The organism is Slackia sp., assembly GCF_977041755.1.
Genome location: NZ_CDRRGL010000212.1, coordinates 1 through 2,081, shown reverse-complemented (window position 1 = coordinate 2,081; position 2,081 = coordinate 1). Strand labels below are relative to the sequence as shown.

The 2,081-nt window shown below is 55.2% G+C and carries 2 protein-coding genes; one reads left to right on the top strand and one right to left on the bottom strand.

All coding sequences use genetic code 11. From position 1 onward, the window contains the following. The coding region (locus tag ACWI8T_RS09615; RefSeq protein ID WP_449138790.1) for a hypothetical protein at window positions 1-427 on the bottom strand (427 nt) is incomplete at its 3' end. A 522-nt stretch (window positions 428-949) separates the two neighbouring features. Between ACWI8T_RS09615 and ACWI8T_RS09610 the strand changes: the two genes are divergently transcribed. Beyond that, window positions 950-2,081, top strand: a 1,132-nt coding sequence (locus tag ACWI8T_RS09610) for a molybdopterin-dependent oxidoreductase (RefSeq protein WP_449138789.1), incomplete at its 3' end; no start/stop codon positions are given.

Sequence of the window (2,081 nt, the reverse complement as noted above, 5' to 3'; positions counted from 1 at the left end):
TAACGCCGCCAAGAAACGCAAACGCACCGCAATACAAGGCGCACTTCCATATGCTCCCCAAAGCATGGATATAGCTATTCTTGTTCTCCCTGGGCACATTGACAACCATGGGCAAGCCAACTTCAATCCGTTTCGACTGGCCAATCAGCAACAACCATGCAGCGCATATCAGCAGCATCGAGAGCGCGAACTTCACGACCTCGGCCTCGAACAAGCCGAAAAATGCGCGCAACGCCACCGTGAACGGCCACGCCAGAAGAATACTAAGCAGGCTGTCTTCCACGTTGTGTGCGGCAATAACGCTGAACCAAGCGAACACAAACAAATACGTACCCACCGCAGGGATGACGAAGCCGATAATCGTATCCAGCGCCACAAACCCCATCGGGGCAATAAACAGGCGCGAAGCCAAAAGCGCGCCAATCATGATGGGCGGAAACACCCTTTCAAGGAACGTTCTCAGACTAGCCGGGCTCGCAAAAGACCAGACGAACGACGTAACGCATGTCAGCAGGCCGACAAATATGCCAACCCCGTGCTCGTCATACGGGGATTGAATTGGCGAGGCAAGCCAACTGCCCTTCCAAAGAATCAGCGAGGAAAGGGCCATGGATATAGCCAGGCCCAGCGACAGGCGCACGACCTGTTTCGTGTTAATAAGCTGCGACAAAATGACCCCATCTTCCATCGTGATAAACCATCTATGGCCCAGAATCGTAGCATAGGGCTTGCGGCATGGGCGGCACCTATCCCGCTTCAATTGCAGTCACACTAATCCCATCAGGGAAAACAACAATATTTCACGAAAAAGGGTGACAGCGTTTACGAAGATTCACCAGGTTTGGGTCTCACTTTTCTTCCCGCATACAGCCGATACTTCCTTCACGAGAAAGGCGCAACCCGAAGACGCCTTTCCTGAAAAAAGAAATAGCAAAAAAAGGGGGGACCTATGGGCCAGAGTAACGAAATGGAAGTCTCGAGGCGCGACTTTGTGAGGGCTTCGACCGTCGCAACCCTCGCCGCAGTTGCCGCAAGCGGCGTATCGGGCTTGTACGGATGCGTGCCGAAAAAAGCAAGTAAGGAAGACTCCGCCAAATCTGAAAGCGGAATCGTGGCGAATGAAATTCCCGAGGAGGGTGAGATCATCTGGCAAAGCTGCTGCCACTGCGGATTCACGGCCTGTCCCATTAAATGCCACGTTGTGGACGGAACACTTCGCTGGACCGGCAACGATGACGATGGGGACCCGGAATTCGGCGGCGTCTCGTTCAGGTCGTGCCTGAAAGCCCGTTCGATTCGCAAGTGGATAAACAGCCCGCAGCGCCTTAAGTACCCCATGAAGCGCGTCGGCAAGCGCGGCAGCGGCGAATTCGAGCGCATCAGCTGGGACGAGGCTCTCGACATCATCGCAGAAAAATGGAAGTACACCCTTGACACGTACGGCTCCGAGGCCTTTTACAATTGCGCAACCGGCACGCGCAACTACCCCATTCAGCGTCTTATGAATCTGACAGGTGGCTATCTGGGCACCTACAATTCGGAATCGAACGGTCAGATTGCCCAAACTGCAAACTATCTTTTCGGGTTTGACCCCGTAAACTTCGACTGCGCTGGCGGCTTGGGAAGCAACACGGCGGCCATCAAAGACGCAGATTGCGGCGTGTTCTTCGGCTGCGGCAGCGGCGAGTCGCGCATGTGCGGCATGGGCGAGGTCTACGAAGTGGCGAAAGCCCGCGAAGCCGGAATTCCCGTGGTATTCATCGACTACCGCCTTGGTGAAGCGTCCTCGGGTAACCCCGACGAATGGTTCCCCATTTACCCGGGCACCGATGGAGCGCTGGCAAGCGCCATCGCCTACGTCATCATCAGCGAAGGAAAGCACGACAAGGAATTCCTGGACAAATACACCGTGGGATTCGATGCGGACACCATGCCGGAGGGCGCGCCCGAGAATTCATCGTACATGGATTACATCATGGGCACGGGCTATGACATGATTCCCAAGACGCCTCAGTGGGCAGCTCCCATTTGCGGCCTTCCTTCGGAGAAAATCGAACACCTCGCCCATTTCATTACCGACC